This window comes from Wolbachia endosymbiont of Leptopilina clavipes (assembly GCF_006334525.1).
In the GTDB taxonomy this organism is placed as follows: domain Bacteria; phylum Pseudomonadota; class Alphaproteobacteria; order Rickettsiales; family Anaplasmataceae; genus Wolbachia.
In genome coordinates, this window is record NZ_QJHA01000044.1 from 18,390 (window position 1) to 43,181 (window position 24,792).

37 protein-coding genes, 1 tRNA gene and 1 pseudogene are annotated in these 24,792 nt (G+C 33.7%); 35 read left to right on the top strand and 4 right to left on the bottom strand.

The genetic code is table 11. The features are described from left to right. Nucleotides 1–6: 6 nt before the first annotated feature. Both tig and OUY_RS05310 read right to left on the bottom strand, forming a co-directional pair. Entirely contained in the window at nucleotides 7–1,350 is a 1,344-nt protein-coding gene (gene tig / locus OUY_RS05305) for a trigger factor (RefSeq protein WP_139686894.1), read from the bottom strand. A gap of 155 nt (nucleotides 1,351–1,505) precedes the next feature. After that, nucleotides 1,506–1,587, bottom strand: a tRNA-Leu gene (locus tag OUY_RS05310). Between the two features lie 256 nt (nucleotides 1,588–1,843). On the opposite strand from OUY_RS05310, the gene OUY_RS05315 reads away from it, so the two are divergent. Continuing rightward, the gene (locus tag OUY_RS05315; RefSeq protein ID WP_139686895.1) at nucleotides 1,844–2,443 is read left to right on the top strand and encodes a BON domain-containing protein; all 600 of its coding nucleotides are present in this window, start codon (nucleotides 1,844–1,846) and stop codon (nucleotides 2,441–2,443) included. 211 nt (nucleotides 2,444–2,654) lie between these two features. Here OUY_RS05315 and OUY_RS06820 read toward each other — a convergent pair. After that, a pseudogene (locus OUY_RS06820) lies at nucleotides 2,655–3,078 on the bottom strand (transposase); the annotation flags it as partial. A gap of 81 nt (nucleotides 3,079–3,159) precedes the next feature. Next, nucleotides 3,160–4,011, bottom strand: coding sequence for a peptide chain release factor N(5)-glutamine methyltransferase (gene prmC, locus OUY_RS05330; protein ID WP_139686898.1), 852 nt, complete (start codon nucleotides 4,009–4,011; stop codon nucleotides 3,160–3,162). A 433-nt stretch (nucleotides 4,012–4,444) separates the two neighbouring features. Between prmC and rpsL the strand changes: the two genes are divergently transcribed. Genes rpsL through greA form a run of 34 tightly spaced genes read left to right on the top strand, consistent with a single transcriptional unit; the run spans nucleotide 4,445 to nucleotide 24,790 of the window. Then, entirely contained in the window at nucleotides 4,445–4,819 is a 375-nt protein-coding gene (gene rpsL / locus OUY_RS05335) for a 30S ribosomal protein S12 (protein WP_010406837.1), read from the top strand. 5 nt (nucleotides 4,820–4,824) lie between these two features. Further along, nucleotides 4,825–5,301 carry a 30S ribosomal protein S7 gene (gene rpsG / locus OUY_RS05340; RefSeq protein ID WP_139686899.1) on the top strand — a complete coding sequence of 159 codons (477 nt, stop codon included), beginning with the start codon at nucleotides 4,825–4,827 and terminating at the stop codon, nucleotides 5,299–5,301. Nucleotides 5,302–5,322: 21 nt separating this feature from the next. Beyond that, on the top strand, nucleotides 5,323–7,398 hold the full coding sequence (gene fusA, locus OUY_RS05345) for an elongation factor G (RefSeq protein ID WP_139686900.1): 2,076 nt from the start codon (nucleotides 5,323–5,325) through the stop codon (nucleotides 7,396–7,398). Between the two features lie 12 nt (nucleotides 7,399–7,410). Then, nucleotides 7,411–8,583: an elongation factor Tu gene (gene tuf / locus OUY_RS05350; protein ID WP_010406834.1), complete on the top strand. Its 1,173-nt coding sequence runs from the start codon at nucleotides 7,411–7,413 to the stop codon at nucleotides 8,581–8,583. Between the two features lie 14 nt (nucleotides 8,584–8,597). Next, nucleotides 8,598–8,918: a 30S ribosomal protein S10 gene (gene rpsJ / locus OUY_RS05355; RefSeq protein ID WP_139686915.1), complete on the top strand. Its 321-nt coding sequence runs from the start codon at nucleotides 8,598–8,600 to the stop codon at nucleotides 8,916–8,918. 9 nt (nucleotides 8,919–8,927) lie between these two features. Continuing rightward, complete coding sequence (rplC, locus tag OUY_RS05360) at nucleotides 8,928–9,650, top strand: 50S ribosomal protein L3 (RefSeq protein ID WP_029237662.1); 723 nt, start codon at nucleotides 8,928–8,930, stop codon at nucleotides 9,648–9,650. Between the two features lie 2 nt (nucleotides 9,651–9,652). Continuing rightward, nucleotides 9,653–10,267: a 50S ribosomal protein L4 gene (rplD, locus tag OUY_RS05365; protein ID WP_006012216.1), complete on the top strand. Its 615-nt coding sequence runs from the start codon at nucleotides 9,653–9,655 to the stop codon at nucleotides 10,265–10,267. Further along, the gene (locus OUY_RS05370) at nucleotides 10,264–10,551 is read left to right on the top strand and encodes a 50S ribosomal protein L23 (protein WP_010404680.1); all 288 of its coding nucleotides are present in this window, start codon (nucleotides 10,264–10,266) and stop codon (nucleotides 10,549–10,551) included. The genes rplD and OUY_RS05370 overlap by 4 nt, the downstream gene beginning before the upstream one ends. A 1-nt stretch (nucleotide 10,552) precedes the next feature. Next, nucleotides 10,553–11,377: a 50S ribosomal protein L2 gene (gene rplB / locus OUY_RS05375; protein ID WP_139686901.1), complete on the top strand. Its 825-nt coding sequence runs from the start codon at nucleotides 10,553–10,555 to the stop codon at nucleotides 11,375–11,377. A 3-nt stretch (nucleotides 11,378–11,380) separates the two neighbouring features. Continuing rightward, nucleotides 11,381–11,665 carry a 30S ribosomal protein S19 gene (gene rpsS, locus OUY_RS05380; RefSeq protein WP_010404687.1) on the top strand — a complete coding sequence of 95 codons (285 nt, stop codon included), beginning with the start codon at nucleotides 11,381–11,383 and terminating at the stop codon, nucleotides 11,663–11,665. 9 nt (nucleotides 11,666–11,674) lie between these two features. Continuing rightward, nucleotides 11,675–12,025 carry a 50S ribosomal protein L22 gene (gene rplV / locus OUY_RS05385; protein WP_139686902.1) on the top strand — a complete coding sequence of 117 codons (351 nt, stop codon included), beginning with the start codon at nucleotides 11,675–11,677 and terminating at the stop codon, nucleotides 12,023–12,025. A 39-nt stretch (nucleotides 12,026–12,064) separates the two neighbouring features. Beyond that, complete coding sequence (gene rpsC / locus OUY_RS05390; RefSeq protein ID WP_007302538.1) at nucleotides 12,065–12,685, top strand: 30S ribosomal protein S3; 621 nt, start codon at nucleotides 12,065–12,067, stop codon at nucleotides 12,683–12,685. Between the two features lie 11 nt (nucleotides 12,686–12,696). Beyond that, nucleotides 12,697–13,110 (top strand): 50S ribosomal protein L16, encoded by a 414-nt coding sequence (gene rplP, locus OUY_RS05395; RefSeq protein WP_006012233.1) that lies wholly within the window; start codon nucleotides 12,697–12,699, stop codon nucleotides 13,108–13,110. An 11-nt stretch (nucleotides 13,111–13,121) separates the two neighbouring features. Then, nucleotides 13,122–13,325: a 50S ribosomal protein L29 gene (gene rpmC, locus OUY_RS05400; protein WP_007302540.1), complete on the top strand. Its 204-nt coding sequence runs from the start codon at nucleotides 13,122–13,124 to the stop codon at nucleotides 13,323–13,325. After that, entirely contained in the window at nucleotides 13,318–13,548 is a 231-nt protein-coding gene (gene rpsQ, locus OUY_RS05405) for a 30S ribosomal protein S17 (protein ID WP_010404696.1), read from the top strand. Before rpmC ends, rpsQ begins: the two co-directional genes overlap by 8 nt. An 18-nt stretch (nucleotides 13,549–13,566) precedes the next feature. Further along, nucleotides 13,567–13,926, top strand: coding sequence for a 50S ribosomal protein L14 (gene rplN, locus OUY_RS05410; RefSeq protein ID WP_007302542.1), 360 nt, complete (start codon nucleotides 13,567–13,569; stop codon nucleotides 13,924–13,926). Continuing rightward, the gene (gene rplX, locus OUY_RS05415; RefSeq protein WP_015588352.1) at nucleotides 13,926–14,243 is read left to right on the top strand and encodes a 50S ribosomal protein L24; all 318 of its coding nucleotides are present in this window, start codon (nucleotides 13,926–13,928) and stop codon (nucleotides 14,241–14,243) included. Before rplN ends, rplX begins: the two co-directional genes overlap by 1 nt. A 6-nt stretch (nucleotides 14,244–14,249) precedes the next feature. Continuing rightward, nucleotides 14,250–14,786, top strand: coding sequence for a 50S ribosomal protein L5 (gene rplE / locus OUY_RS05420; RefSeq protein WP_010404703.1), 537 nt, complete (start codon nucleotides 14,250–14,252; stop codon nucleotides 14,784–14,786). A gap of 12 nt (nucleotides 14,787–14,798) precedes the next feature. Further along, on the top strand, nucleotides 14,799–15,107 hold the full coding sequence (gene rpsN / locus OUY_RS05425; RefSeq protein ID WP_007302545.1) for a 30S ribosomal protein S14: 309 nt from the start codon (nucleotides 14,799–14,801) through the stop codon (nucleotides 15,105–15,107). Nucleotides 15,108–15,129: 22 nt separating this feature from the next. Then, a complete protein-coding gene (rpsH, locus tag OUY_RS05430; RefSeq protein WP_007302546.1) occupies nucleotides 15,130–15,525 on the top strand; it encodes a 30S ribosomal protein S8 in 396 nt (131 codons plus the stop codon). Between the two features lie 16 nt (nucleotides 15,526–15,541). Next, nucleotides 15,542–16,087, top strand: coding sequence for a 50S ribosomal protein L6 (gene rplF, locus OUY_RS05435; protein ID WP_010404706.1), 546 nt, complete (start codon nucleotides 15,542–15,544; stop codon nucleotides 16,085–16,087). A gap of 5 nt (nucleotides 16,088–16,092) precedes the next feature. After that, entirely contained in the window at nucleotides 16,093–16,464 is a 372-nt protein-coding gene (rplR, locus tag OUY_RS05440) for a 50S ribosomal protein L18 (RefSeq protein WP_029237663.1), read from the top strand. A 12-nt stretch (nucleotides 16,465–16,476) separates the two neighbouring features. Then, complete coding sequence (gene rpsE / locus OUY_RS05445; protein ID WP_010404712.1) at nucleotides 16,477–16,989, top strand: 30S ribosomal protein S5; 513 nt, start codon at nucleotides 16,477–16,479, stop codon at nucleotides 16,987–16,989. A gap of 3 nt (nucleotides 16,990–16,992) precedes the next feature. Continuing rightward, entirely contained in the window at nucleotides 16,993–17,463 is a 471-nt protein-coding gene (gene rplO, locus OUY_RS05450) for a 50S ribosomal protein L15 (RefSeq protein WP_006012263.1), read from the top strand. Between the two features lie 3 nt (nucleotides 17,464–17,466). After that, nucleotides 17,467–18,795 (top strand): preprotein translocase subunit SecY, encoded by a 1,329-nt coding sequence (gene secY / locus OUY_RS05455; protein WP_139686903.1) that lies wholly within the window; start codon nucleotides 17,467–17,469, stop codon nucleotides 18,793–18,795. After that, complete coding sequence (locus tag OUY_RS05460) at nucleotides 18,792–19,433, top strand: adenylate kinase family protein (protein WP_052265056.1); 642 nt, start codon at nucleotides 18,792–18,794, stop codon at nucleotides 19,431–19,433. Before secY ends, OUY_RS05460 begins: the two co-directional genes overlap by 4 nt. Before the next feature lie 59 nt (nucleotides 19,434–19,492). Then, a complete protein-coding gene (gene rpsM, locus OUY_RS05465) occupies nucleotides 19,493–19,861 on the top strand; it encodes a 30S ribosomal protein S13 (protein ID WP_010404723.1) in 369 nt (122 codons plus the stop codon). Nucleotides 19,862–19,885: 24 nt separating this feature from the next. After that, on the top strand, nucleotides 19,886–20,272 hold the full coding sequence (gene rpsK, locus OUY_RS05470) for a 30S ribosomal protein S11 (RefSeq protein ID WP_139686904.1): 387 nt from the start codon (nucleotides 19,886–19,888) through the stop codon (nucleotides 20,270–20,272). A 20-nt stretch (nucleotides 20,273–20,292) separates the two neighbouring features. Next, complete coding sequence (locus tag OUY_RS05475; protein WP_139686905.1) at nucleotides 20,293–21,360, top strand: DNA-directed RNA polymerase subunit alpha; 1,068 nt, start codon at nucleotides 20,293–20,295, stop codon at nucleotides 21,358–21,360. Nucleotides 21,361–21,367: 7 nt separating this feature from the next. Then, on the top strand, nucleotides 21,368–21,796 hold the full coding sequence (gene rplQ, locus OUY_RS05480) for a 50S ribosomal protein L17 (protein WP_010404731.1): 429 nt from the start codon (nucleotides 21,368–21,370) through the stop codon (nucleotides 21,794–21,796). An 11-nt stretch (nucleotides 21,797–21,807) separates the two neighbouring features. Beyond that, nucleotides 21,808–22,161 carry a YraN family protein gene (locus tag OUY_RS05485; RefSeq protein ID WP_010404733.1) on the top strand — a complete coding sequence of 118 codons (354 nt, stop codon included), beginning with the start codon at nucleotides 21,808–21,810 and terminating at the stop codon, nucleotides 22,159–22,161. Between the two features lie 38 nt (nucleotides 22,162–22,199). Further along, nucleotides 22,200–22,748, top strand: a complete 549-nt coding sequence (atpH, locus tag OUY_RS05490; RefSeq protein ID WP_007302557.1) for an ATP synthase F1 subunit delta — start codon at nucleotides 22,200–22,202, stop codon at nucleotides 22,746–22,748. Continuing rightward, nucleotides 22,745–24,286: a F0F1 ATP synthase subunit alpha gene (atpA, locus tag OUY_RS05495; RefSeq protein ID WP_139686906.1), complete on the top strand. Its 1,542-nt coding sequence runs from the start codon at nucleotides 22,745–22,747 to the stop codon at nucleotides 24,284–24,286. The genes atpH and atpA overlap by 4 nt, the downstream gene beginning before the upstream one ends. Before the next feature lie 9 nt (nucleotides 24,287–24,295). Continuing rightward, nucleotides 24,296–24,790: a transcription elongation factor GreA gene (greA, locus tag OUY_RS05500; protein WP_007302559.1), complete on the top strand. Its 495-nt coding sequence runs from the start codon at nucleotides 24,296–24,298 to the stop codon at nucleotides 24,788–24,790. Nucleotides 24,791–24,792 lie beyond the last annotated feature (2 nt).

The following is a 24,792-nucleotide window of genomic DNA, read 5'->3' on the forward strand; positions in this document are numbered from 1 at the left end:
TTCCTATCAAATATTATCAAATAATTCCTTTAATTCTTTCACAGAAACAATCTGTTCTTCTTTACTAGCTTTTTCTATCATATAATCTGTCACTTTATACTCAAGCGCTTGCCCTCTAACTAATTCCTGAAATTGTCCGTCTGATTTAAAATGTTTAAATACTCTGTCAAATGATACATCTTTACTGACATATTGATTTACAATAACATTCATAATATCACTTTGAGTTAATGATATTTCATGTTCTTTACTGAACTCCATAAATAGCATTGCAAGCTTTACACGTCTTTCAGCTTCTTTACAAGAATCATCTTTAGCATTCAACTCTCTTTCCACTCTCTGCTGTTCCTGTTTTACTACTTCTATAGGCAAATCAAAACTATAACTAGCATCCAAACAATCAAATAGCTCTTTCTTAATTAAGAGATCTCCCATTTCTTTACACTGATTATCAATTACTTCTTTTACATGATTTATTAGCGAAGAATGATCTTCAAAACCAATTCTCCTAGCTATTTCATTATCACTTTGCAAATCTTCGGCAATCTGAATATCATTAACTCGAACAGAAAAAGCAGCCTCCTGCCCCGCAAGGGAAATTACCTGGTAATCTTCAGGAAATCTCAACTTAAAGCTTTTTGTTTCCCCTTTTTTCATGCCAATTAATTGATCTTCAAAACCATTTATAAATGTTCCAGATCCTAAATTAACAGTAAAATTTTTGCCACTTCCACCTTGAAAGAGCTTATTTCTAATTCGCCCTTCAAAGTCAATTATCAGTTTATCCTCGTTTTTTGCTTGATAAGAAGCATCATCAACAGAGACAAAGTTAGGAAATTTTGTTTTTATAGAATCAATAAATTCTTTTATGTCTCCCTCTTTGATTTTTGCCTTAACTTTCTTCAAATTTATTTTATCAAGATCTATTACTGGCACTTTTGGCATCGATTCAAAAGATAATTTGTACAGAAAGTCGCCTTTTTCATCCTTTTTATCCAGGTTTGGTAATGACATAATATCAACCTTAGGATGGATGTGAGACTTAACTTCGATTTTTTTCATTAAATCACTTGAGCAATAGTCAATCGTATCTTTTATCACATATTCCAAAGCTTCGTTTTTATAATTTGTAACAACAAGATCGTAAGGCATCTTTCCGGATCTAAATCCAGGCAATTTTGCATCCTTCGCTATTTCTTGTAATCTAGAGTTTATCTTTTGTTCTATATAATCACTACTAACTGTGATTTCATACTCATACTTTAGTTTATCTACACTAAGTTCCTTATAGGTATATATATTACTTAATGTATCTGCTTCGACTGCATTTTGAGTTATATTACTAGACATTACAACCTGTTATCAATATTTTATTTATGTTTTAATAAAGCCATTTTACCAGAATTTAAGTTAAATACAATCCTTAAGAACAGGTTCTTATACAAACAAAAGTGTACTTAGTGATTATAAATTTTCTCTTAAAACCTGAGTTACATGACTTTAAGTGCGGATAGAGGGACTTGAACCCCCACGAGCAAGCTCACCAGGACCTAAACCTGGCACGTCTACCAATTTCGCCATATCCGCAAGAACCCTTCATTAACTTATAGATAACCACTTCTGTCATCTTATGCAATTTAAAGATTAGATTTTAGTACCACAGACTGAACTTATAATACTGGTTAACTCCACTATGAATCTAAGCCTGAATTACTTTAACTAACATTATTGAGATAAGTACTGTCTTAGAAATATTCAAGGCTTATTCAATTTATAGTATTTACACAATAAAAAAAGCTTATTAATATTCTTTAATTAAAGCTCTAAACTCTGGAAATTAATAATGAGATTAATAGCAAGCTTCTTACTCGCAATTTTTCTGATTACACAGAGTGGCTGTACGACTCTTGTGGGTGGTATAGTGGTAACAGCAACTGCAGCGGCTACAGCAATAACAATGCAAGATAAATCCTTGGGAAACATTATTGATGATACAACTATAGTAATAAGAATCAATAAGGGACTCTTAAAACACGGACTGTTCTCATCTATAAAAGTTAAAGTGAGTGAAGGAAGAGTATTACTCATTGGAAATGTTGATAATCATGAAAAGCAACTCACAGCAGAGAAAATAGCTTGGCAGCAAAAAGAGATTAAAGAAGTGATAAATGAAATAAGAGTCACACCAATTAAAATGGCTTCTATGCTAGATGTTACTGTAGATGGTATGATAACAGCAGAGATAAGCACGAGGCTTCTGGGAAAAAGAAATATTAAATCAATTAATTATAGCGTTAATACAGTTGATAGAGTCGTTTATTTGATGGGTATAGCTCAAAATAAGGCGGAATTAAAAGCTGTAATGGCAATTGCAAGAAAAGTAAAAGGAGTAAAGCAAGTTGTAAGCTATGTGAGATATAGACATAGCAAATTGCGTCATTGATGAAAATTTACTTGAGTGTTAGTACCATGTAGCTAAGCCATAAAACTCCTTTACAAATTTCGTCAGTTCACTCTTATGGTATGTATAACAATGTTACAAAAAATAATATCATAGAATTCAATAGAATAATTCCTAGAAAATCTCTACATACTAAAAAAAGTAAAATGCTATTTAACACTCCCAAGCTTAAGAATAAATAGCAAACATCTATATCTCGTGCGATATGGCGTTTTATTCCTGAGATTTTTTTACCAGCGTCATAGCCTTTTTCTTCATCAATGTCTGCGTTCTTTACACTCTGAGTGTCAATTATGCAAAAGCTGATTTTTTCTTTCCAAACATTGTTTTGTCGGACCACACTAACTATTTTTTTTAACATGCACTCCAAAATACTTTTTTTTATTTCCTTTTACTTTTTCACTCCATTTTTGAAATAATCATAACAATTGCGCCATTTTGGAAACTCTTTTGGTAGCATCCTCCACTGATAACCACTTTTTAGGGCGCACAACACTTCGCAAAATATATCATACAAATCAAGTTTTCTTGGTTTTGTTTTTTCCACAAGACTCCAGATCTGGTGAAATAATCTCAAACTTCTCTCGACTTATGTCACTTGGGTATACACTCCTCATATATCCTAATTTATACACTCTATTTCTTACTTTATGCCTTTCTTGAGATTATGAACAGGTTCTTAGAAAGCTAGCGTTCTACTAGTCATGTTCTTTATCTTGCTTTACAACAATGCATCTTTTCATTCCAGCCAAGTCGTATACGTATTCCTGAAAAGCCAGTCCATATAAGGGTATTATTTTGTCAATATTGCTTTGATCTTCGCCTATTTCCAATATCGCAAACCCATCTTTTTTAAGGCACTTTTTCAATATTGGAAAAATACTCAGGTAACAGCTCAATCCATCGATACCGCCATCAAGAGCAATTCTTGGCTCTTTTTGCACTTCAGCTTGCAGATCTTTTAACTTACTTCTTTTAATATATGGAGGATTGCTTATTATGAGATCAAATAAATCTCTGCATTCTGTCCACGAATTTGGAAATATTTTAGCTCTGTTGAGAAGATTATGTTTCTTTGTGTTCTGGCAGGTAATTTTGTATGCTTCCAGGCTTTTTTCAAAACCAACTCCAATAGCATATTCATACTCACTAAGTACGGAGATCAACAAACAGCCTGTGCCTGTGCCAAAATCTGCAATTTTTATTTTTTGCTTCTTATTTTGGTAATATTTTAACACTGTTGAAATTACTGTCTCACTATCTGGTCTTGGATCTAGAACATGTTGGTTAACTATAAAATTTTTACTCCAGAATTCACGATTACCTATTATTTGCGATATTGGATATCTTTCTGCTCTTTTTTTTGTTAATTTCCAGAATAGAAGTTCTTTGTTTCTTGGTACCTGATTGATGTGATTCATGATTGTGAATGATCTTTCTACTCCAAGTACGTACTGCATGATGATTTCACAATCCAAATGTGGTGATTCAATTCTATGTGATGATAGTAGCTTTGACCCTTCTTTAATTAAAGCGCTGATTGTTTTCATTATTCTAAAAACGTGTTCCTTGTATGCAAGAACAGCAAAATTGAGTATAGAATTTTGAACTTAGGGTAGCTGCATTAAATCTAAGTGTCAAGGGTGGGATTGTAAAAATCATCCGGCTTTACTGGTAATTCGGTTGGTATTTTTGCATTAATGTTAGAAGCTCTTGGCTCTATTATAAGCATTATTTTCTGTATATTCTTTGATAGCCATCACAGTATATTACTTGTTCCATATCTATATTAATTAGACCACAGCAAGTGATAATTTCTTAATATTAAAACCAATATGCGCTTTAGCATATAATTATCAGTAGCTTTCAAAGCAATTAGGCTGAGATTATTAGAGTAGTAATGTTTATTTTTATATTGACTATTGAGGTTTATTATTTTATAACTAAGACTTAGTTATTTTTAGAGTTTTAAGTTTACAGTATATGCCTACGATAAATCAATTAATATGTAAAGGTAGATCAGGGTTAACTCGCAAGAAGAAGGTGCCAGCTTTGGGAAAATGCAATCCTCAAAGAAGGGGTGTTTGCACTAAGGTATATACTACAACTCCTAGAAAGCCTAATTCAGCACTACGTAAGGTAGCTAGAGTAAAGATTAGTGGATACGGTGAAGTGACGGCTTATATACCTGGCGAAGGTCATAATTTACAAGAGCATTCTGTTGTTTTAATACGTGGTGGGCGAGTTAAGGATTTGCCGGGTGTACGTTATCACATAATAAGAGGTGCTCTTGATCTACGTGGTGTGCAAAATCGAAAGAAAGCTCGTTCAAAATATGGTGTAAAGAAATCTGGTTAAAATTTATGGCACGTCGTAATAAAGCAAAAAAAAGAACAAGCCCTGACTCTCGTTATGGTAGTGTCTTGCTTATGCGTTTTATTAATATAATTATGAAATGTGGTAAAAAATCTATTGCAGAAAAGATTGCTTATAGTGCTTTGTCCTTAGCTGAAAAGAAAATAGGCAAAGATGCCTTATCAATTTTTGAAACAGCAGTAGAAAATGTTACCCCTTCTATAGAAGTACGCTCTCGGCGTATTGGTGGTGCAACTTATCAAGTCCCTGTTGAAATTCGTCAAGATAGAGCAATTTCTTTGGCATTAAGGTGGATTGCTAGAGCAACTTCTGCTGCTCGAAAAAAGGGCGGTAGAACTGCTGTTTATTGTTTGCAGTCTGAAATATTAGATGCTTATAATAAATGTGGTGGTGCATTTAAGATGTGTGAAGAAAAGTATAAAATGGCTGAAGCTAATAAGGCATTTTCTCATCTTCGTTTTTAATATTAGCTGATTGATTGTGGTATGGAAGTTTTAATATCTAGGTATAGAAATATAGGAATAATGGCTCATATAGATGCTGGCAAGACCACCACAACAGAGCGTATTTTATTTTATACTGGCAAACAAAATAGGATTGGTGAAGTGCACGATGGTGCAGCTTCTATGGATTGGATGGAGCAAGAGAAGGAGCGTGGCATTACAATTACCTCTGCTGCAACAACATGTTTTTGGAATGATCATAGGATTAATATAATAGATACTCCTGGTCATGTTGACTTCACTATTGAAGTTGAGAGATCTTTGAGGGTTTTGGATGGTGCGGTTGCTGTATTTGATGGAGTTGCTGGAGTTGAGCCTCAGTCTGAGACAGTTTGGCGTCAAGCTGATAAATATAACGTTCCTCGTATCTGCTTTGTTAATAAAATGGATAGAATCGGGGCAAATTTTTATCGATGTGTCGATATGATAAAAACGAAGCTTGGCGCATCACCTTTAGTTATTCAGTTGCCAATAGGAAGTGAGAAGGATTTTAAAGGCATAATCGATCTTATTTCTATGAAAGCTGTTATATGGCAAGAAGAAACATTAGGCGCTAAATTTTCTTATGAAGATATTCCTTCTGATTTGCTTGATAAGGCTCAAGAGTATCGAAATCTTTTATTAGATGCTGCAGCTGAAATGGATGATGAGGCGATAAATACTTACTTTGAATCTAACGATCTGCCAATTGATTTGTTGAAAAAGTGTGTGAGAAGCGGGACCATTAAAGGAAAATTTGTCCCTGTATTATGTGGGTCAGCTTTTAAAAACAAAGGCGTGCAATCACTTTTAGATGGTGTGGTTGATTTTTTACCCTCTCCTATTGATGTTGATGTAATTATTGGAACTGATCCTAAAGATTCAGAAAAGAAAATTGAGATCAAACCTTCAGAAAAAGAGAAATTCGTTGCTCTTGCGTTTAAAGTGATGACGGATAAATTTGTAGGTAGCTTGACGTTTATTCGTATTTATTCCGGTAAGTTAAAATCTAAATCTGCTGTGTTAAATGCTGGAAAGAATGAGACTGAAGGAATTGGTAGAATGTTGCTTATGCATGCAAATAACAGAGAAGATATAAACGAAGCTAAAGTTGGTGATATAGTTGCCTTAGTTGGATTAAAGAAAACAATTACTGGTGATACTTTATGTTCATCTGATTTTCCTATACTATTAGAGCGTATGGAATTTCCTGATCCTGTTATTGAAATTGCTATAGAACCGAAAACCACCTCAGATCAGGAAAAATTAGGTGTTGCTTTGAATAGATTGGTTGCAGAAGATCCTTCTTTAAGGATGTCAGTAAATGCAGAGAGTGGGCAGACTATATTGAAAGGTATGGGTGAGCTGCATCTTGAGATTATTATTGATAGAATGAAGCGCGAGTTTAATGTTGAAGCTAACGTTGGTGCGCCTCAAGTTGCATATCGTGAAACTATCACTAAATCTGTTGAAATTGATTACACTCATAAAAAACAATCAGGTGGTGCTGGTCAGTTTGCTAAAGTTAAAATAAAATTCGAACCTCTTGAGCCTGGTTTTGGCTTTCAGTTTGAAAGTAAAATTGTAGGCGGTGCTATTCCAAAAGAGTATATACCTGGAGTGCAAAATGGCTTAGAGTTGATAAAAGAAGGTGGTATAATTTCCGGCTTTCCATTGATTGATTTTAAGGCTACTCTTCTTGATGGTGCTTTTCATGATGTTGATTCTAGTCCTTTGGCTTTTGAACTTGCTGCTAAAGGTGCTTTTAAGGAAATGGCAAATAAAGCTGGTCCAAAAATGCTAGAACCTATAATGAAAGTGGAAATCATTACTCCTGAAGAATATATGGGTGATGTTATGGGTGATATAAATAGTAGAAGAGGCAGTGTTGTTGATATGCTGGATTTAGGTAATAATAGCAAAATAATTACTGCTTCGGTTCCTCTTGCAAATATGTTTGGTTATATAAATGTTTTGCGTTCTATATCTCAGGGAAGAGCTCAGTATAGTATGCATTTTTCTTGTTATGAACAAGTGCCACAATATGTGGTTGATGAGTTAAAGTTAAAGTATAATTAAAGGTTAGTAATTATGACAGCGATAGTAGAAGCATTTGGAAAGCCGCATGTAAACGTGGGAACGATAGGACATGTGGATCATGGGAAGACAACGTTAACAGCGGCGATAACAAAGCATTATGGTAATTTTGTAGCATATGATCAAATAGATAAAGCGCCAGAAGAAAGAAAGAGAGGTATAACAATAGCAACAGCACATGTTGAATATCAAACAGAAAAGAGACACTATGCACACGTTGATTGCCCTGGACATGCTGATTATGTAAAGAATATGATAGTAGGTGCAGCACAGATGGATGCAGCGATATTGGTAGTGTCGGGGGTTGATGGGCCGATGCCACAAACGAGAGAGCATATATTGCTGGCAAAACAGGTGGGTGTTGGATATATCGTGGTATATATAAATAAAGCTGATGTTGCTGATGCTGATATGATAGATTTGGTAGAAATGGAAGTGAGAGAGTTGCTGAGTAAGTATGGATTTCCAGGTGATGAAGTGCCTGTGATAGTTGGGTCTGCGTTAAAAGCATTAGAGGATGATAGTAGTGAGTATGGAAAGAAATCAATAGATAAATTGATGGAGAAGTTAGATGAGTATGTGGCAGTACCTCCAAGGCCTGTAGATTTGCCGTTTTTGTTGCCAATAGAAGATGTATTTTCAATATCGGGCCGAGGGACGGTAGTAACAGGAAGAATAGAGAAGGGGGAGATAAAGGCAGGGGATGAGATAGAGATAATAGGTCTGAAAGCGACGCAAAAGACGATATGTACTGGTGTTGAGATGTTTAAGAAGTTGCTAGATAAGGGAAGTGCAGGACTCAATGTAGGAATACTACTAAGAGGAACAAAGAGAGAAGAAGTGGAGAGAGGGCAAGTATTGGCAAAACCAGGGACAATAACCCCGCATAAGAAATTTAATGCGGAGGTGTATATATTGAAGAAAGAAGAAGGAGGAAGGCATACACCATTTTTTGGAAATTATCAGCCACAGTTTTATTTAAGGACAACGGATGTAACTGGGAGCATAAAATTGCTAGATGGAAAGGAGATGGTAATGCCAGGGGACAATGTAAGTATAGAAGTGGAGTTGCAAGTACCAATAGCAATGGATAAAGGATTACGTTTTGCGATAAGAGAAGGTGGTAGAACTGTTGGTTCTGGCGTTGTTTCGGAAATTTTAGAATGAGTATAATAACTAAGATGAAGCAAGATATATATATTAGAATCAAAGCTTTCGATTGTTCTTTGTTGGAAAAGTGTATTCGCGAGTTTATTGATCGATTAAAGCAGTTTAATGCAGATTTATCTGGTCCGATTGCGTTGCCAAGAAAAGATTCTAAATTTACTGTTAATAGGTCTCCTCATGTTGATAAAAAATCTCGTGAGCAATTTGAAATGAGAATTTCTAAGCGGTTAATTATTGTACATAATCCTACTTCTACTATGATGAAGATGCTTGCAGATTTATCTTTTTCTGCTGGTGTAGAAGTGGATTTAAAGGTTAAGGAAGTTAATATTTAGGAAAAGGAAATGAAGAGAATAAATTCGCTTAGGAGGATTGGTTTGTTAATGACGAATGTTGGCCATACTGCTATGTATTTTGATAATAGTCGCATGGCTGTAACCTTATTGCATCTCAGCGAAACTTATATTATCGATATAAAAGGACAAGATAAATGTGGCTACAATTCAGTCATTTTAGGCACAGGAGATTTAAAAAAAATAGCAAAACCTCAGTTGGAATATTTAAAGAAAAAGGGTATAAATAGTAAATGTAAATTATACGAAAGTAGATTAACTGATCTATTCGGAATAGAATGTGGTAAAAAGGTGGGGGTTAATCATTTTGTAGTTGGTCAATATCTTGACATTACGGGTTATTCTTTAGGTAAAGGGTTTGCTGGTGTGATGAAGCGGCATAACTTCAGTGGGCTTAGGGCATCTCATGGCGTTTCTATTGCTCATAGATCACAAGGTTCTACTGGTCAATGTCAAGATCCTGGTAGAGTATTCAAGGGGAAGAAAATGGCTGGTCATTTAGGTAATAGCAGAGTAACTGTACAGAATATGAAAATATTATCCATTGATTATGAAAATAGCATAATTGCTGTAAAGGGTAATAATGTTCCTGGGTTTAAAAACTCTTATGTTTTTGTGAGAGATGCGGTTAAAAAGCCTTTACATAAAGATGTTCCTTTTCCAGCAGGTCTGCTGTTGAATATGAGTGATGATGCTAATAATTTGGTGAGTTAGTTATGGAATGTGAATTAGTTGATCTATCTAATAATAATGTAGGTAGTGTTGAGCTTAATCCCTTGATATTTTCTGCCAAGCAAAAATTGAGTATTTTGCATGATATAGTGAGATGGCAATTAGCAAAGAGAAGAGTTGGTGCTCATAAAACAAAGGGTATCAGTGATGTTTCTGGTACAACAGCTAAGCCGTATGGTCAAAAACGTACCGGTAGGGCGAGACAGGGGAGCTTGCGATCTCCTCAGTTTAGAGGTGGTGGAATTATTTTTGGTCCTGTTGTGAGGAGTCATGCTTATTCTCTTAATAAAAAAGTACGTAAATTTGGTTTGAAAATTGCTTTATCTCTAAAATATTTAAATAATCAAGTTATTGTTCTTGATAGTTTAAATGTTGATGTGAAGAAAACATCTAAAATGTGTGAATATATTAAAAATTTTAAATTTTCTTCTTTTTTAATAGTTGGTGATTATGGAGATGATTTGTTACGTGCTGCTAAAAATTTGCATTATGTAGATTTAATCAAACCTATTGGGTTAAATGTTTTTGATATATTGAATCATGAATGCGTGATGTTAACAAAAGACACTTTAAAGCATCTTGAAGGTAGATTGTTATGATTAAATATAATAATATAATAAAATCTCCTGTAATCACAGAAAAGGCTTCTCTTTTAAGAGAGAAGTTTAATAAATACTCTTTGTATGTTTTTGTAAATGTAAATAAGCGTCAAATAAAATCGGCAATAGAGTCTTTATTTAATGTCAGAATTTCTTCTATAAATGTTATTAGAGTTAAACCTAAATATAGACGTTTCAGGGGTGTGGTTGGTTGTAAAAAACAGAGAAAAAAGGTTTATTTTTCTTTGATAGATGGTCAAAAATTAGATATAATGAGCGTTTAATATGGGTATGAAATTTTTTAATCCTGTTACTCCGTCTTCTCGTGGGACTATATTAATAAGTAAAATTGGTTTATCAAAAGATAAGCCGGAGAAGTCTCTTGTATTTGGTAAGAAATCCAGTGGTGGAAGAAATAATCATGGTAGAATTACAACTCGTCACAGGGGTGGTGGTCACAAGAAGAAGTATAGAGTTATAGATTTTAAACGTAACAGAAGTGATCAAGGTATAGTTGAGAAAATAGAGTATGATCCAAATAGAAGTGGGTTTTTAGCATTAATATCATATAAGGAAGATGATATTAAATCTTATATATTAGCTCCTCAAGGTATGAAGCCTGGTGATGTTGTGACAGCTGGAGATGATGCTGATATTTTGCCAGGGAATTGTTTACTACTCAAGCATATACCTGTTGGTTCTTTCGTTCATAATGTTGAGCTGAAGCCAGGTAATGGTGCTGCGATTGCTAGAGCTGCTGGTTGTTATGCACAAATCGTTGGTCGTGATGGCCAATATGTTTTATTACGACTCAGGTCTGGTCAAATTAGGTTGATTTTATCTTCTTGCAAGGCTACTATTGGTGTAGTATCTAACCCTGACCATAAGAATAGAAAGTTGGGTAAAGCTGGGAGGAGTAGGTGGCTTGGGATTAGACCTACTGTACGTGGAGTTGCAATGAATCCGGTTGACCATCCTCATGGAGGTGGAGAGGGAAAAACTTCTGGCGGTCGTCATCCTGTTACTCCTTGGGGTGTTGCAACAAAAGGAAACAAAACTAGGAAAAAAAATAAATCTAGTGATAAGTATATAAAAAAATTGAAAGGTTAATTTATGAGTAGATCTGTATGGAAACCACCTTTTTTACACCCATCTGTACTAAGATTAGTTCAGAGAGCTTTAAAAGAGGGTTCTATTAATAAGGTGATAAAAATTCATTCCAGGGCTTCTGTAATTCTTCCTAATTGTTTGGGTTTAAAATTTGCTGTTTATAATGGTAAAGATTACATTCCTGTTAGTGTTGATAATCAGAATATGATAGGTCATAAATTCGGTGAATTTTCACCTACTCGTAAATTTACTGGGCATGGTGGTGATAAAAAGGCAACAAGAAGGTAGGCAATTGATATGAAAAATAGGGATATAATAGTTGAGGCTGGTTCTAAGGTTTTAAGATCAACTCCTCGCAAATTAAATTTGGTTGCTGATTTAGTGCGTAATAAAAAAGTTTCTTTTGCTAATGTACAATTAAGATTTTGTGAAAAAAAGGCTGCCGGTTTTATAATGAAGGTGTTGAATTCTGCAATTGCTAATGCTCAAAATAATTATGGATTGAACGTTGATAATTTATATATAAAGGAAATTTTAATAGGTAAGTCACTTACTTTGCGTAGAGTATATCCAAAAGCTATGGGTAAGGCTAATAGAATGAGCAAATTTTATAGTAATATAACTATAAAATTGAAAGAAATTGTATGATTTATAGAAATGGAAAATTAATAAGGAAAGTGTAAAAATATGGGACAGAAGGTTAATCCTAAAGTATTTAGATTGCAAATAAATAGTAATACCTGGGATTCTGTTTGGTGTGCTACGGACGATTATAAACAGAAATTGCATCAAGATCTATTTATTCGCAGTTATATAAATGAATCCTTTAAGCATGCTGGTATTTCTAAAGTAACTGTAGAGCGTACAGTTACTTTAGTGTCTGTAATAATACATTCTTCTAAACCTGGGGTTATAATAGGTAAGAAAGGTTTGGATGTTGAGAAGATAAAGCAAAAAATAGCTAAAAAAGTAGAAAGTAGTGTTGAAGTGAATGTAGTAGGAGTTAAAAAGTCTGAAATAGATGCAGTTTTAATATCAAGGAGTATTACACATCAGCTAGAAAAAAGGATTTCATGTAGAAGAGCGATGAAAAAAGCTATTCAAAATTGTTTGAAGATGGGTGCTGAGGGTATTAAAGTAAGTTGCTCTGGGCGTCTTGGCGGAGCTGAAATAGCTCGTACTGAATGGTACAAAGAAGGTCGTTTGCCTTTACACACTTTGCGTGCTAATATAGATTATGCTTTTTGTGAAGCGAAGACTATATGTGGTATTATAGGAGTTAAAGTTTGGGTTTATGTTGGTAGTTAAGGTATATTGAAATGTTTGTTCCCAAAAAGAGTAAATATAAAAAGGTATTTAAGGGGAGAATCAAGGGTAATGCTAAGGGTGGTAGCACGCTGTCTTTTGGAGATTATGGATTAAAAGCTATGGAAGTAGGTAAGGTTCAGTCTAAGCATATTGAAACTGCAAGGCGCGTAATATCTAGAACGTTAAAACGCTCTGGTAAAGTGTGGATAAGAATTTTTCCTGATACCCCGGTTAGTAAAAAGCCAGCAGATGTACGTATGGGTAAAGGGAAAGGTAGTGTTGAATTTTGGGTATTTAAAGCTAAGCCCGGTAGGGTTTTGTTTGAAATTAGTAGTGATGTTCCCATGCATTTAGCAAGATTGGCGCTTGAAAAAGCGACTGCTAAGCTTCCTATGAAGTGTAAATTTATATCTAATCATAATTGAATGGAGTTGCAATGGATATAGTTAAATTTGAATCAGAATCTTCACAAGGATTACATGAACTTCTTGTGAATTTGAGGAAAGAATTTGTTAATTTGGCTTTTCAAAAAAAGCTGGGCCAGTGCAACAATTTTTCGCGTTTTAGCTTAATAAGAAAGAGCATAGCTCGTAGTCTAACTGTATTAAATAGAAGAAAGAGAGAGGGAAAAAATGCCTAAGAAGGTTTTTTGTGGTGTCGTAACTAATGCTGAGTCTGATAAGACTGTAAAGGTTTCGGTGTTACAAGTGTATAAGGATAGGCTGTATAAAAAAGTTATTAAAAAATACAAGAAGTATACAGCGCATGATGAGAATAATAGTTGCAAAAAGGGAGATAGGGTTTTAATACAGGAGCATAAGCCTATTTCTGTTACTAAAAAATGGGTTGTTATCAATAGCTAAAAAGGAATAGGTATTTATATGATTCAAAAAAATACATTGTTAGAAGTAGCTGATAATTCTGGTGCGCGTGCAGTGCTTTGTATTGGCTTGTTAGGTGGTAGGAAATCTGCATCTGTAGGTGATACGATTATTATATCTACTAAGTCTATTAACCCAAAAGGTAAAGTTGAAAAAGGAAAAGTATATAAAGCAGTTGTTGTTAGAGTAAAAAATAGTGTTAAGAAATCTGATGGTTCTGTAATTCGTTTTTCTAGCAATGCTGTGGTTTTAATTAATGATCAAGGTGAACCACTTGGCACTCGGGTGTTTGGTCCAGTAAAAAAGTTGTTATCTGGTTCTTTTATGAAAATAATGTCATTAGCTGATGAGGTTTTATAATGAGTGCTAAAATAAAAAGTGGTGATGATATTATAGTTTTAACTGGTAAAGATAAGAGAAAAATTGGTAAGGTAATCAAAGTTATAATACGTGATGCTAAAAAGAAAGTAGTTGTTTCTGGCGTAAATGTGTGTAAGAGACATACTAAACCAAGAGCTGGTAGTGGTGGTGGTATATTGAATAAAGAGTTAGCTGTTGATGTATCCAATGTTGCAATATTGGATCCTAAGTGTAAAACTCCAACTAAAGTAGGATTTAAGATTATAGATGGTAGAAAAGTGCGTTTTGCAAAAGTTTCTGGAGAAGTGATAGATTAGGTTGATATGTTTAAACAATTGTATAAAGATAATATAGTAAAATCCTTAAAGGATAAGTTTAATTACAGCAATGTAATGCAAGTGCCTAAACTTGTCAAGGTGTGTATCAATATGGGCGTTGGAGATGCTGCTACGGACAATAAAGCGATAAATGAGCCATTTGATAATCTACATTTGATTGCTGGGCAAAAGCCTGTGTTAACCTTTGCAAAAAAATCTATTTCTGGTTTCAAAATTAGAAAAGGTGCAACTGTAGGTTGTAAAGTGACTTTGCGTAGAAATAAAATGTATGAATTCTTAGAAAGATTAATATATATTGCTTTGCCAAGGGAAAAAGATTTTAGAGGGTTTAGTGTGAAGCAATTTGATGGTCATGGTAATTTTTCCCTTGGTATCAAGGAGCATATATCATTTTTAGAAATAGACTATGATAAAATAAGTAAAATTAGAGGTATGGATATTAATATTATAACAAGTGCAGTTAGTGATAAGGAAGCAAAGGAATTATTACTGGCTCTTAAATTCCCTTTTTTTGATAATTGAGAGAAAATATATATGGCAAAAAAATCCATGATACAGAAGAATCTTCGTAGAATAAAGTTATGCGATCAATATAGGGAGAGAAGGGAGGAATTAAAATCTATAATGAATAATAAGGATTTATCTATTGCAAAAAGGTTTGCAGCTCAAAGTAAGCTGATTAAAAAATTGCCTAGAGATTCTTCTAAAATCAGAATTAGGAATAGATGCGCTTTAACTGGTAGGCCGAGAGGAGTATATAGAAAATTTGGTTTATGTAGGATTGTTTTACGTGATTTGTGTTCTTTTGGACAAGTTCCAGGGGTTACAAAATCTAGTTGGTAAATGTGATATAAGGAGTGTAATAGTGTCGTTATCTGATGGTATTGGTGATTTTTTAACAAGAATACGTAATGCTCAATTGGCAATGCATAGGGAAACAAGAGTCCTATTCTCTAAAGTGAATTCTTCTATATTGAAGATCTTAAAAGAGGAAGGGTATATTCTTAATTATGAAAAGCAAGAGAGTGATAGTATCCCTTCGCTTGTTGTGCAGTTGAAGTATTATGATAAATCACCTGTGATTAATGATATAGCTAGGGTATCAAAGCCCGGTTGTCGTTATTATTCTAAGTGTAAGGACATTTCTAAAGCATATAATGGTCTTGGAATTTTTATTATATCTACGCCGAAAGGAGTGATGACCGATTATAATGCACGTAGATTAAAAGTTGGTGGAGAAGTTTTGTGTCGTGTATTTTAAATGATAGGAGAAATGTATGTCTCGTATAGGTGCCGCACCTATCAATATTCCTGCTGATCTTTCAGTTGAATATAATGATGGTAGGGTATTAATAAGAAGTGTTAGGGCAGAAAAAGAGCTGAACTTGTGTAGTGGCATTCTGTGTCAGATAGTTGATAATCAATTGTTACTTTCTGTTGATCAAGGCAGGGATGATTATGATAAAATAAAATCTATATGGGGCACTTATAGAAGTAATATTAATAACATGATTAACGGTATGGTTAATGATTTTTCTGTTGATCTTGAGATTAATGGTGTGGGGTATAAAGCAGAATGTGATGATAAGTATTTGACTTTATATCTTGGTTATAGTCATAATATTAAGTATAAAGTGCCTAAAGACGTTGAGATTAAGTGTATAAAGCCAACTCATTTAGTGATTCGCGGTATGGATAAGCAAAAAGTCTATATGGTGGCTTCTGATATATGCAAAATTAGAAAATATGATCCTTATAAAGGTAAGGGTATTGTAATAAAAGGCAAATTTATGCTGCGTAAGGTTGTAAATAAAAAGAAGTAATTAAAATGAAAAGATTGTATAATTTTTTAAGTAGCTATGAAAAAAGGAAACTTCGTAATAGAGCGAAGCTCGATAAGAGCGCTGGACGTTTACGTGTATCCGTATTTAAGTCTAATAAACATTTTTACGTTCAGTTGATTAACGATGCAAAAGGAATAACCCTAGCTTCTGCTTCTACTTTGGATGATAAAATTAGGAATGTATGTAAAGGTAGGGTCAATGCTGAAACTATAAAACAGGTTTCTTCTTTATTGATTGAGCGTCTGCCTAGTACAAAATTGCAGCAGCGGTTCGTCTTTGATCGGGGAGCATATAAGTATACAGGATTGATTTCTCAATTTGCTGAGGCTTTAAGAAGCTCTGGATTTAAATTTTAGAAGGTTTTAAATATGGCTGTAAAGAATTTACAAAATAATAATGATTTATCAGAACTTTTGGTTTCAGTGCGAAGGGTAACAACGGTTACTAAAGGTGGTAGAAGATTTTCATTTTCAACTTTGGTTGTTGTTGGTGATGGTAAGGGTAGGGTAGGATGTGGAATAGGTAAACACGCAGAGGTTGCTGAAGCAAGAGTGAAAGCTGTAAATGCTGCAAAGAAGTCGATGATTAGGGTGTACTTACGTGAAGGTAGAACTTTACATCATGATATTAAAGCTAAATTTTGTTCTGGTGAGATAGTTTTAAGAGCTGCAAGAACTGGAACAGGTATTATTGCTGGTGGAGCAATGAGGTCGGTTTTTGAGGTATTAGGTATAAAGGATGTGGTAGCTAAGTCTACTAGATCAAATGATCCCCATAATATTATATGTGCAGTATTTAAGGCTTTTGATGTTATGTTATCTCCTCGCCAAGTGGCAGGTAAGAGGGGTAAAAAGATTAGTGAGATAGTTGGAAATAGGTAAAGTATGAATGATGCTGTAAAATTAAATTCTGTGTTTACCAAATTATCTAAGAAAAAGAAGCCTAAATTATTAGGTAGAGGTATTGGTTGTGGTAAAGGTAAAACATCTGGTAGGGGGCATAAAGGGCAAAAAGCGAGAAGTGGCGTTTCTATAAATGGTTTTGAAGGTGGACAGCAGTCTATATATACTCGTTTACCTAAAAGAGGTTTTAAGCCTATACGCAAAAACTTATACTCTATATTTAATGTTGGTGATGTACAGTGCTTAATGGAAGCTAAAAAAATAGTCAAGGATTCTATCATAGATAAGGAGCTACTGCATAAATTAGGTTTTATCAGATCTGTTAAAAGTAAAATCAAACTTCTTAATAAGGGTAAATTAAGCGAAAAATTTGTGTTTCATGTTGATTTTGCATCAGAAGCTGCAAAAAGATCTGTAGCTTCAGTTGGTGGTAGTGTAGAAATACTATCGTAAATCATGAGCAGTAAATTTGCATTTAATAGTTTGGATTCTACGTTGTTATATAAAAGTGATTTACTAAAGCGTATATTTTTTACGCTAATGGCTTTAGTTTGTTATCGTTTAGGCACTTATGTTCCTATTCCTGGAGTTAATCTTGATATAATCAATGATATATTTCTAAAAGAGAGTTCTGGTGTTTTTGGAGTATTTAATTTATTTTCTGGTGGCGCTTTAGCTAGAATGACGATCTTGGCGTTAAACGTTATGCCATACATAGTTGCATCCATAGTTATGCAATTATTATCTTCTGCCGTTAAAGGAATCAATGAAATTAAAAATGAAGGAGAGTTAGGACGTCGAAAGATGAACTCTTATATACGCTATATGACTATAATGTTTTGTATCTTTCAATCAATTACGATCTTAATAGGGTTAGAAAGAATGAATAGGGAAGGGGTATTAGTTGTAGTTGAACCTGGTATTATGTTTCGTACTATAGGTGTCTTTAGCCTTTTAGGTGGAACTATATTTTTAATATGGCTTGGTGAGCGGATCAGTGTGAGCGGTATAGGTAATGGTATCTCATTAATCATTTTTACTGGCATAACATCTGAATTACATAATGCTTTATCATCTCTGCTAACATTAAATAAAAATGGTAGTATGTCGTTTTTCATTACCCTTTTTGTTATAGCATTGTTTTTTTTACTGCTCCTTTTAGTCATTTTTACAGAATCTTCTTATAGAAAGGTAATTGTTCAATATCCCAAAAAACAGTTTAAAAAATTACATAATGATGATTTTACTTATATTCCATTGAAGATCAATTTATCTGGTGTAATACCAACTATTTTTGCTAACGCAATTCTATTAACACCTATTTCAATTGCAAATTTCTATAAAGGTCATGCCATTGCTGATTTTATTTTAAACTACTTTATGGCAAATAAAGTGATGTACATTATAACTTACTTAATACTCATAGTACTTTTTAATTTTTTCTATACCAGTTTTATATTTAATCCAGAGGAAAATGCTGATTTTCTTAGGAAAAATGGTGGTTTTATTCCTGGTAGAGGGCCTGGAAAACATACTTCTGATTATCTTCAAGATATAGTTTTTAAATTAACATTTATTGGGTCTGCGTATTTGGTGGTAATATGTACTATACCTGAAATTATGAGGTATCATTATGATATACCATTTATTTTTGGTGGGACGAGCTTGCTGATTATAGTTAACGTTATTACTGATACTATTATGCAAGTACAATCTTATGTTTTTTCAAATAGGTACGATAGTTGGATAAAGAAATATGAGTCTAAAACAAGGAGACTAAAGTGATTATTACAATTTTTGGTCCTCCTGGCTCTGGTAAGGGTACTCAGTCCAGTTTGTTAATAGCAAAGTATAATTTTAAATTAGTTTCAGTAGGAGATTTATTAAGGAATATTATATCTAGTGGGAGTAAATTAGGTAAAGGAATAAAGGATACTGTTGAATCTGGTAATTTAATTCAAGATGAAGTTATATGTAAATTATTGTGTGACCAGCTTGCATTAATAGATGGTGATTTTTTGTTAGATGGTTTTCCAAGAAATTTAAATCAAGCTCATTTTTTAACTCAAGTTTTGCAAAAAAGATGCAATAGGGATGTTGATCTTGTAATTGAGTTGCAGCTTGACGATAATATTGCAATTGATAGATTAAAAGATCGTCTTACTTGTTTGGATTGTAAAAGTATATATAGTATATCTTCTTTTAAGAATACTACTTGTGCTAAATGTAAAAGTACGAGATTGGAGAAGAGAATTGATGATGCTAATATGCTTGCAATTAATAAGAGGATAAGAGAATATCATTCTCAGATAGAGGGTTTGCGCGAGTATTATAAGGACAAGTTGTTAACAATTAACGCTAATTTGAGTGTTGATAGAGTAATGCAAGAGATTGAAAGTAAAATTTCTTGTAATTTGATTTGACTATAAGTTGTTTTATGGTATAAATTAAGAGTTATTATTAATAAAGTATCGAGGTATCAGTGGCACGTATTGCAGGCATAAATGTTCCGGTGAAGAAGTGTATTCCTTTTGCATTAACTTATATACATGGTATAGGTATTACTACTGCGAATATAATTTGTCGTAGCTGTAAAATTGATGAGCGTAAGCGTGTTTCAGAATTACAAGATGAAGATATAGAGAAAATTAGTAGTTTTATTAGGCAAAAATATGTCATAGAGGGTGAGCTCAGAAAAAAAGTGGCTATGGATATAAAATCTTTAATAGAAATCGGTTGCTATAGAGGATTAAGGCATAGAAAAGGTTTGCCTGTGAGGGGACAAAGAACCCATACTAATGCTAAAACTCGTAAAGGCAGATCTAAATTGCCTATTGCTGGAAAAAAATAAAATTTGTTATTATCGTGAGTTTTTATGAAAAAAGTTAAAACGGTTGGTAAGAATACAAAAAGGTTTATTATTGGTATTGTCCATGTTCGTGCAACTTTTAATAATACTTTTGTAAATGTGACTGATGTTTGTGGTAATACGCTTTACCAGACTTCTGTTGGTGCATGTGGTTTTTCTGGTTCGAGAAAATCCACACCTTATGCTGCAGGTAAGGTTGCCGATTCTGCTGCGAAGAAAGTAATAGAGAGATTTGGTATGAAGGTTGTTTCTGTAATAATTCGTGGTCCTGGTTTTGGTGCAGAAGCTGCAGTTAAAGCACTTCGGAATTGTGGATTGACTGTCACTTCAATTGCAGATAAAACGGCGATACCTCATAATGGGTGTAGACTAAGGAAAAAAAGAAGAGTATAGGGTATTTGGAAGGTTTTTGTATGTATTATAGTGATAATGTCTCTTTCTGTGGAAATTTAGATAGATTAACTAAGCCTAATGCGATTAAGGTAATATTAGGTGATTCAAGTAAAAAAAGTGATATAGTTCTAGAACCTTTGGAAAGTGGTTTTGCTTTAACGTTGGGTCATGCATTAAGGCGTGTAATGTTGTCTTCTCTTCGCGGTAGTGCTGTTTATGGAATAAAAATTGAAGGCGTGAATCATGAATTTACTTCGATCCAGGGAGTTAGGGAAGACATAACTGATATAGCATTAAATATGGGCATGTTGAGATGTAAGTTAAATAACACGTCTAATAAGTGCTTAAATTTGAGCGCTAAAGGGCCTTGTCAAGTATTAGCTGGAATGATAGAAACTGATGACCAATGCTCTATTGTTAATAAAGATTTGGTGATATGTACACTAGGTCAAGATGTGGAGCTTAACATTACTATATATGTTACTAGCGGAAAAGGTTATCTTCCTGTAAATAAATATAAAGAAAATGAATTTTTAAAGCTTATGAATGAACAAGATTTAATTGGTTTTATTCCAGTTAATGCTTTATATAGTCCTGTCGAGAGGGTTTCGTATAGAGTAGAGAATAGTCGTGTTGGTCAAGTTACTGATAAAGATAAGCTAATATTGTCAATTGAAACTGATGGTACAATCTCTCCAAGTCAAGCTGTTGACTATGCTGCAAGAATATTACAGGAGCAATTTCAGCCTTTTATTAGTTCTGATATGAGTTATAAAAAATCGCAGGTTTCTTTGTCTAGTGGTGCTAAAGATTTGGGCTATGATCCTGTTCTATTGCGTAAGGTAGATGAAATGGAATTATCTGTTAGATCTCATAACTGTCTGAAAAATGAAAATATCACTTATATAGGTGATCTTGTGCAAAAGACGGAAGTTGAAATGTTAAGAACTGCTAATTTTGGCCGAAAGTCTTTGAATGAAATCAAGGCAATTTTAAATAATTTAGGTTTGTTTTTGGGTATGAATATACCAAATTGGCCGCCTAAGGATATAGATGAACTGGCTAAACAACATACTGATGAGGATTAGGTAGTATATGAAACATGGAATAAAGAAAAATAAACTGTCTCGTTGTACCGAGCATAGGTTATCAATGTTAAAGAATCTATCTATCTCGTTAATTAATCATGAGCAGATTGTAACTACTTTACCAAAGGCTAAAGCACTTCGTCCATATGTGGAAAAGTTTATTACAATTGCTAAGAATAACGATTCTTTACATGGTAGAAGGCTTTTGCTTTCACGTCTTCATAATAGTAAGTTAGTAGTTGATAAATTATTAAGCGTTCTAGCTAATCGTTATCAAGACCGTAAAGGTGGATATTCTAGAATAATAAAATTTGGTACTCGAAAGGGTGATTGCGCTCCAATGGCAGTGATAGAGCTAGTTGATAGAGATATTTCAGCAAAAGGTGAGATTTATAGTAAAAATAAAAAAGGAAGCAAAGTAGTTACACAAAGCTAATTATTCTTTTTATGGTAAGTAGGTTACGCTATTTTGTAGGTTACTTTGGAGAATTGTTAGTTTCGATATATTTAAAGCTGAAATTCTATAATGTTATAAAACGTCGCTTCCGTTGTAAGTTGGGTGAAATTGACTTAATTGTATCTAAAAAAAGGGAGCTGATTTTTATAGAAGTTAAAACAAGTTTATTTGGAAAAGAAGTACCGATATCTCATTTTCAGTGTCAGTCTATTATAAATTCTTCTAAATATTTCTTAAGTAAAAATCTTGATTTTTTAGATTATTCAGTCAGATATGATTTATGTTTTCTTTCCTTAAGGAGAAGACCTATTTATATAAAAAATGCTTGGATTGAACAATGGTAGCTAAAATAATTTAGATTTACTAGAACGGGTAATTGAATATGAAAAACAATAATTTAGTTTCATCTTATGCTAGAGCACTGTTTCATGTCTCAGGAAGCAGATTAGGTATTATAAGAAAAGAAGTAGAATTTTTGTTAGCTTTTTTTAAAGATCAAGATGTTTTTGTGTATCTATCTCATCCTATGGTTTCTCTTTTGCACAAAAAAGAAGCGATACTTTCTATAAAGGAGAACTTGAGTGAAAACTTAGTCAAATTTATTATGGTTACACTTGCAAACAAGCGCTCCCGTTTATTAATCCTTATATTAGAAAAATTCTTAAATCTTGTAAGGGAAAGTGAAAATGAATTGGAAATTACTATAAAATCAGCAGAGATTTTAAAGAAACCTGATATAAAAATAATTACTGAATCTTTGAACTTTCTTGGTAAAATAATAAAAGTCAGTCATGTGGTTGATCCTTCTATACTAGGTGGCTTTGTAGTTAGGTATGGTTTTAACGTGATTGATGCTTCACTTAAGAGTTATTTGGATAGATTGGTTGATTTGAGTAAAATGGAAATGTTGAAAATAAGGAATTGTATATGAAGAATAGCATAAATGCCTCTGAAGTAGTAAACATAATAAAAGAGAAGGTTGAGACATTTGATAATCCTATAAAACGAGAAAATATAGGTGAAGTAATTTCAGTAACGGATGGTATCACATTGGTCTATGGGCTGGAAAAAGCAAAGTTTGGTGAAAGGGTATCTTTTGCAAGCGGTGTAGAAGGAATAGTTCTTGATTTAGATCATGATACAGCTGGAATAGTTGTGCTTGGCAATGACCGTGATGTAAAAGAAGGGGACGTTGTAAAATGTAGTGGTGATGTTGTACAGGTGCCTGTAGGTCATGAATTATTAGGGAGAGTTGTAAATGCATTAGGCGATCCTATAGACGATGGCGGAGAAATTAGAGCCAAGAACAAAATGTATATAGAATCTAGAGCGCCAGGTATTATTGACCGTAAATCTGTGCATGAACCTCTGCAGACAGGAATTAAAATTATAGATTTGTTGATTCCTATAGGTAGAGGGCAACGTGAATTAATTATTGGCGATAGACAAATTGGTAAAACCACTATTGCGATTGATACTATTATCAATCAGAAGAAGATTAATGATGAGGTAAACAAAAATCAAAAAATTTACTGTGTTTATGTTGCTATTGGACAAAAAATTTCGACAGTAGCAAAAGTGGTGAATAAGCTAAAAGAAAGTGGAGCATTAGAGTATACAACTGTAGTTGTGGCTAGCGCATCTGACTGCGCGCCTATGCAATTTTTAGCACCTTATACCGGTTGCACTATTGGAGAATTTTTCCGTGATAATGGAATGCATTGCTTGGTGGTATATGATGATTTATCTAAGCATGCTGTGGCATATAGGCAGATGTCCTTATTGCTCAGACGTCCTCCTGGTCGTGAAGCTTATCCTGGAGATATATTCTATGTACACTCTCGCTTGCTTGAAAGAGCTGCCAAAATGTCTGATGAAAAAGGACGGGGATCTTTGACTGCTTTGCCGATTATTGAGACTCAGGCTGGTGATGTATCTGCATATGTTTCAACTAATGTGATTTCAATTACCGATGGACAAATTTTTCTTGAGTCTGAATTGTTTCACAAAGGATTTCGCCCTGCAGTGAATATAGGTTTATCGGTTTCTCGGGTTGGCTCTGCTGCACAATTGAAATCTGTGAAAAAAGTTGCTGGTTCTATAAAGCTGAGTTTGGCCCAATATAGAGAACTGGAAGACTTTGCTAAATTTGGTTCTGATCTTGATGCTACTGTTCAATTGTCCTTAAACAAAGGTAAATACCTTATTGAATTATTAAAGCAAAAACAGTATTCACCTATGCAAATAGAAGAGCAAGTATTGCTTATGTATATCTTTTCTAATCTGTATGGTCAATTAAATAAGGTACAGGTGAGCAACATCAATAGGTTCGAGTGTGATCTTATCAATTATTTTCAAACTGTTCACCCTGGAGTTTTAAAAAAGTTGTCAGGTGACATGAATGATGATATAAAAGATGATATTCTTGGTATTGTGAGTGATTTTGTCACTCAATTTAATTGCGTTTAGGCGGTGATTATGACTTCATCCATTGTTAACAAGTTTCCTATTACAAGGGAAGGTTTTGAGAGTATGCAAGTAGAACTTGAGAAATTAAAGGAAGAAAAACCTTCTATCATACAGGCTATTTCTGATGCTCGTGATCAAGGCGATTTATCTGAAAATGCAGAATATCATGCAGCACGGGAAAGATTAAGTTTTATTGAAGGCCGCATAATTGAGGTAGAGAGTAAACTTTCACATGCAGAAGTGATAGAAGTAAAAAATTTGTCTGGTGATACAGTAATGTTTGGTGCAACTGTTACGGTAAGCATGCTCGGTGATGATAACAGTGAAATAGAATATGTTTATAAGATTGTAGGTGGGTATGAAGCTGATGCTTCAAAGCAGTTGATCTCTACGGATTCACCACTCGGTAGTGCTTTAATTGGCAAAAAAGTTGGTGAGTATGTGGAAGTGATAGTGCCAAATGGAGAGAAATTGTATAAAATAGTTAAGATTGAGTTTAAGTAAAT